Source organism: Stenotrophomonas pictorum JCM 9942, from assembly GCF_001310775.1.
Lineage (GTDB): Bacteria > Pseudomonadota > Gammaproteobacteria > Xanthomonadales > Xanthomonadaceae > Stenotrophomonas > Stenotrophomonas pictorum.
In genome coordinates this window covers 1-5,203 of record NZ_BAZI01000202.1, presented here as the reverse complement: position 1 = coordinate 5,203, position 5,203 = coordinate 1, and the positions used below count along the sequence as shown (strand labels likewise).

General features: G+C 66.1%; 5 protein-coding genes. 3 read left to right on the top strand and 2 right to left on the bottom strand.

What is annotated here, in order from left to right; genetic code table 11:
• The first annotated feature begins 14 nt into the window (after positions 1-14).
• Positions 15-173, top strand: coding sequence for an amino acid permease C-terminal domain-containing protein (locus tag JCM9942_RS19040; protein ID WP_425478345.1), 159 nt, complete (start codon positions 15-17; stop codon positions 171-173).
• A 208-nt stretch (positions 174-381) separates the two neighbouring features.
• Here JCM9942_RS19040 and JCM9942_RS10670 read toward each other — a convergent pair whose 3' ends face one another.
• Complete coding sequence (locus JCM9942_RS10670; RefSeq protein WP_054659566.1) at positions 382-1,623, bottom strand: dipeptidase; 1,242 nt, start codon at positions 1,621-1,623, stop codon at positions 382-384.
• A 329-nt stretch (positions 1,624-1,952) separates the two neighbouring features.
• Positions 1,953-3,122 (bottom strand): class I SAM-dependent rRNA methyltransferase, encoded by a 1,170-nt coding sequence (locus JCM9942_RS10665; RefSeq protein WP_054659570.1) that lies wholly within the window; start codon positions 3,120-3,122, stop codon positions 1,953-1,955.
• 280 nt (positions 3,123-3,402) lie between these two features.
• Between JCM9942_RS10665 and JCM9942_RS10660 the strand changes: the two genes are divergently transcribed.
• Positions 3,403-4,359 (top strand): TerC family protein, encoded by a 957-nt coding sequence (locus JCM9942_RS10660; RefSeq protein WP_054659568.1) that lies wholly within the window; start codon positions 3,403-3,405, stop codon positions 4,357-4,359.
• Between the two features lie 97 nt (positions 4,360-4,456).
• The coding region (locus JCM9942_RS10655) for a rhomboid family intramembrane serine protease (protein WP_054659564.1) at positions 4,457-5,203 on the top strand (747 nt) is incomplete at its 3' end.

Here is a 5,203-nt window from a genome sequence, read left to right as displayed (position 1 = left end):
AGTTCCGTGCGCCGCTGGCGTGGCTCATCGGCCCGGTCGCGATCGCCGGCTGCGTCTACCTGTTCTTCAGCCTGCCCACCCGCACCCAGCTGTGGTTCCTGGCGTGGAACGCGATCGGCCTGGTGGTCTATGCGCTGTACAGCCGCCGCAATGCGGTGCTGGGCAAGCAGTAATCCACAGCCTGTTTGTGGATAAATAGAAAGGCGGGCCATTGGCCCGCCTTTTTCGTTGTCGCGACCTGGCCGCGGGAACCGATATCTCCATGCCGCTGTGGATAACCGCAGCCGCGACCGAAGCCCTGCACAGCGCGCGACCAGACCGGCAGAGGCCTTGTCCACGGCCGGTTGTGGATAACCCCCGGCGGCCCGCCGTGCCCGCGGCTCAGGGTGTGGCGTGCGTGGCCGCGTACTCCTGCGCCTGGCGCATCACCCGCAGCACGTTGCCGCTCCAGATGTTGGCGATCTGCGCCTCGCTCAGGCCCCGACGCTGCATCCAGGCGGTGATCTTGGGCAGGTCGGCGGCGTCTTCCATGCCGGTCACGCCGCCGCCGCCGTCCCAGTCCATGCCGATGCCGACATGGTCCGGGCCGACCACGTCCAGCATGTGGCCAAAGTGCGCGAAGAAATCCTCCAGCGTGGCTTTGCGCTGTGGATATTTCTGGTCGAGCTCGGCCATCGCCTTGCGCAGTTCCACGCCCTTGGCCATGGTCATGTGCTCCCAGCCGCCCAGGCGCTTTTCCAGTTCTTCCTCGGCCTGCTTGCGCTCGGCACTCTTGGTCTCGTCGACCAGGTAGCCGCCATAGGCATTGGCCTGGATCACCCCGCCCTTGGCCGCCAGCTGGCGCAGGCGCGCGTCATCGAGATTGCGCGGGTGGTGGTAGATCGCCTTGGCCGAGCTGTGCGAAAGGATGAACGGCACCGGCATCATCGCGATCAGGTCATCGAACACCGCATCGGAGGCGTGCGACTGGTCGATCACGATGCCCAGCTTCACCGCCTCGTTGACCAGCGCCTTGCCGGCCGGGCTCAGGCCCTTCCACTCGGCGCCCTTGGGATCGGTGGCCGAATCGGCGAACTCGTTGTTGGCAAAATGCACCGTGGACAGCAGGCGCAGGCCGGCCTTGTGGTAGTAGCTGAGCAAGCTGGGGTCGGCCACCAGCGGGCTGGCGTTTTCCATGCTGATATAGACCACGCGCTTGCCGGCGGCCTTGATCTTCGCCGCATCATCGGCGCTCAACGCCAGCTGGAACGTGTCCGGATTGGCGGCCAGCATTTCGTGGATCTGCAAGATCCGCTGCAGGCCGTGGTCGCGCTCGGCCAGGTGCGCGGCGCGGCTGCGGTCGCCCTGGTCGGTATAGATGGCGAAGAAACCGCCATCGAGCGCCCCCTCGACCATGCGCGGGTAGTCCACCTGCGACAGCGCGTTGTGGTCATGGCGCCGCATGATGTTGAAATCGGCCCGGGCGAAGTTGGCCGGGGTGTCCAGATGCGAATCCAGGGTCAGCAGCGTGCGCTGCAAGGTGCTGGCCTTGGCCAGTTCGGCGGCGCTGAACTCCACGGCCGACGCCGCCAGCGGAACGCACAGCGACAGGGATACCAGCAGGGACAGCGGACGCAGCATCATCAGGCCTCACCTTCGACGGAAAGGCCCGACCATAGCGCCGCAGGGCCGCCGCCGGCCAGTGACGGACGGCATGCCTGGCGCCGGGAAAGCACGCCGCCGTCGCCCTATCGCACCGTAGAACGACCCCGCCTTGATCGCACCGCGGCTGATTGCCACGCGCCGGCGCCTTCGGCCACCGGGACGGCAGGCCCCGCGATGTGGCCACGGCCGCGACTTTGCCGGTCAACAGGGAATTTCATCCACAAGCGGGTGTGGATAACAAAAAGGCGAGCCGAGGGCCCGCCTTTTCGGCTGTGGCCGCTGCCACGGGCAACGGCCGTGCTGCAGCGTCAGTCCAGCACGCGGCAGAACACCGCCTTGAGGTAACGCGATTCCTGCACGTGGGCCATGAACGGATGGTCCGGGCCGGCACCGGCCACCTTCAGGATCTGGATGGTGCGACCGGAGAAGTACGAGGCACGGCGCAGCATGTCCAGGAACTCCTGCTCGCCGACCAGGCCGGTGCAGGAGAACGTGGCGAACAGGCCGCCGGGCTTGACCACGCCCAGCGCCAGCTTGTTCATGTCCAGGTACTTCTTCAGCGCGGTGATCACCTGGTCGCGGTCGCGGGTCATCTTGGCCGGGTCCAGGATCACCACGTCGTACTGGTCGCCGCGGTTGGCCGCATCACGCAGCCACGGGAAGATATCGGCCTGCACGAACCGGGGCTTGGCGTTGTTCAACCGCGCATTGCCCTTGGCGATCTGGATCACGTCCTGGTCGATGTCCACGCCCAGCACTTCACTGGCGCCACGGGCGGCGGCATACACCGCAAAGCCGCCGGTGTTGCAGCACAGGTCCAGCACCGACTTGCCTTCGACCTGCTGGCTCAACCACTGCCGGTTCTCGCGCTGGTCGGCGAAGAAACCGGTCTTGTGCGCGCCGGCCGGGTCGGCGCGGAACTTGATGCCGTACTCGGTGATCACCGCCGGTTCGGTGGTGGTATTGCCGTGGAAATCGAAGCTTTCCTGCTTCTGCACGTGCTCGTCGGCGAAGCTGTGGAAACGGCAGCCCGGGAACTGCTCGCGCAGCGCCTCGTAGATCCACTCACGGTGGCGGAACATGCCGGCGGCGAAGAACTCGACCACGATCAGGTCGTCATAGCGGTCCACCACCAGCCCGGACAGACCATCGCCTTCGCTGTGGACAACCCGCCAGGCGTTGGTGGTGTCATCGAGCTTGAGCACGTCCCGGCGCAGCGACACGGCCGCGGCGATCTTGCGCGCGAACCAGGCCTGGTCCACCGCCACGTCCGGATGGGTTTCCAGGATGCGCACGGCGATGCGCGAGTGGCCGTTGTAGAAACCACGACCGATCCACTCCCCGTCCACGCCGACCACGTCGACGATGGTGCCCGACTTGGGCTTGACGGCAGGCTTTTCGACCAGCTTCTGGAAAATCCACGGGTGGCTGGAGCGCCACGCGTTCTTCAGGCGTACGACGGGAAGTGGGGTATTCATGGCGCTATTGTAGCCGCGCACCGGCCCCTGCCCGTCACGTATTCATTGACTGCAACGCCTGCAGGCCGCAGTATCTGGCGCAGAAGGGGAGTAGCTCCCAGACGTTGTCGCCGTCAGTTCGAGCCGCAAGGTTCCGGTGCAACGGCAGTTCCAATCACCGGAACTGTGAGCAAGACCTTCGCCGCATTGGCGAAGCTCTGTCCCGGTCTCCCTTCGATTCCGCGTCCAGCTCTTGGCCTGTGTGGTCCAAAGAACCCTCTTATGACCGGAATTTTCCATGATCCAGACAATCGGTAATCCCTGGCTGTGGGGCGGCTTCATCGCCGTCGTCATCGCCGCCCTGCTGATCGACCTGGTGCTGATGCGCCACGGCGGTCCGCACAAGGTCACGTTCAAAGAAGCCCTGCTGTGGTCGCTGGGCTGGGTGGCGCTGGCCTTGGCCTTCAACGCCGGCCTCTGGTACTACCTGAACGAAACCGCCGGCGCGGCGGTGGCCAATGAAGTGGGCCTGCAGTTCCTGACCGGCTACCTGATCGAAAAAGCCCTGGCGGTGGACAACATCTTCGTGTTCCTGCTGATCATGGGCTACTTCGCGGTACCCGAGACGGCGCGGCAACGCGTATTGATCATCGGCATCCTGGGTGCCATCGCGCTCCGTACGGTGATGATCTTCGCCGGCACCGTGCTGGTGAACCAGTTCCACTGGCTGCTGTACGTGTTCGGCGCGTTCCTGCTGTTCACCGGCTGGAAGATGTGGTTCGCCGCCGGCCAGGAACCCAGCCTGGATGACAACCCGGTGCTGAAGTTCATGCGCAAGCACCTGCGCATCACCCACGAGTACAACGGCAACCGGCTGATGGCCGAGAAGAACGGCGTGCGCTGGTTCACCCCGATGTTCGTGGTACTGATCCTGATCGCGGTGACCGACGTGATCTTCGCGGTGGACTCGATCCCGGCGATCTTCGCCATCACCACCGACCCGTTCATCGTGCTGACCTCCAACGTGTTCGCGGTGCTGGGCCTGCGCGCGATGTTCTTCCTGCTGGCCGGCATGGCCGACCGCTTCCACCTGCTGCCGTACGGGCTGGCGGTGATCCTGGCCTTCATCGGTACCAAGATGCTGCTGATCGACATCTTCAAGATCCCGGTGCCGGTGTCGCTGGGCGTGGTCGCCGCGATCCTGGTCACCACGGTGATCCTGAGCCTGAAGATCCCGGCCAAGCACAAGCACGGCTGATCCGCCTTGCCGGCGGCGGGATTGTCCTGTCGCCGGCACACCGGTTCCCACCCGCGGCGCCCTTGCAATCGGCGGGGCTGCCGCAAGGTCTGAGGTCATGGATACGCCTACCGCGCCTGACGCCGGCGACAACCCGGCCACCCACGACCGCCGCCGCGTGCTGCGCGCTTTCAACCTGAGCCTGGGTTTCGTGCTGCTGCTGGTGGTGATGTTCACCGTGCAGCGCAGTGGCTGGGACTGGCGGCCGTGGTCGGTCGCCCCGCTGGACAGCCATGGCCTGCTGGGCCTGCTTGGCGCGCCGCTGCTGCACGGCTCGATCGAGCACCTGGGCGCCAATGCGGTGGCCCTGCTGATCCTGGGCACGCTGGCCGGCAGCGTTTATCCACAGGCCACCGTGCGCGCGCTGCCGCTGCTGTGGGCAGGTTCCGGGCTGGGCGCCTGGCTGCTGGGCGATATCGGCAGCCACCATCTGGGCGCCAGCGGCGTCACCCACGGCCTGATGTTCCTGGTGTTCGTGCTGGGCCTGTTGCGCCGCGACCGCCCGGCCATTGCCGCCAGCCTGATCGGCTTTTTGTTCTACGGCAGCATGCTGATCACCATCCTGCCGCACGAGCCGGGGGTGTCCTGGCAGTCCCATATGGGCGGCGCCGCGGCCGGGGTGATCGCCGCGCTGCTGTTCCGCAACGCCGACCCGCGCGCACCGCGCAAGCGCTACAGCTGGGAGGACGAGGAAGAAGAAGCCCTGGCCGAGGACGCTGTGCTCGACCACGAACTGGAACAGCGCGCGCCGCACGACGTGCCGGTGTTGTGGCAGCCGCGCCAGGGCCGCGACTACGAGGTGGTG